Source organism: Pseudoalteromonas sp. S4741 (genome assembly GCF_005886135.1).
Taxonomy (GTDB): Bacteria; Pseudomonadota; Gammaproteobacteria; order Enterobacterales; family Alteromonadaceae; genus Pseudoalteromonas; species Pseudoalteromonas tetraodonis.
The window spans coordinates 1-306 of sequence record NZ_PNCN01000314.1 but is presented as its reverse complement, the minus strand read 5'-3'; the positions used below and the strand labels follow the sequence as shown (position 1 = coordinate 306).

General features: G+C 40.2%; 1 pseudogene. It reads right to left on the bottom strand.

Going from position 1 to position 306, the window contains the following annotated elements:
* A pseudogene (locus tag CWC30_RS19015) lies at nucleotides 1–306 on the bottom strand (arsenic resistance protein); the annotation flags it as partial.

Here is a 306-nt window from a genome sequence, read left to right as displayed (position 1 = left end):
AAAGAGATAGCATCAGAGTCACCTCTACAAGTACACCAAGGACTGTAGCCATTGCTGCACCGTTATGGAGGCCAAATCGATATTTAGCTACCGCTTCAGCTTACTCAATGAAATTTGATGTACCATTTATGCACGATGGAGCTGCTATGTTATGTTTAAGCTTGAGTTTTAGCGCAATAAAATTTGCAATGATGAAAAGGCCCTAAGGTAGAATAACCAGCGGAATCGCGATTATCAAAATATTGAGTGGTTGCTCTAAAATAGGGTTAGCTTGAAAGCCGAAAAACAGCATAACTGTGGCTAGTA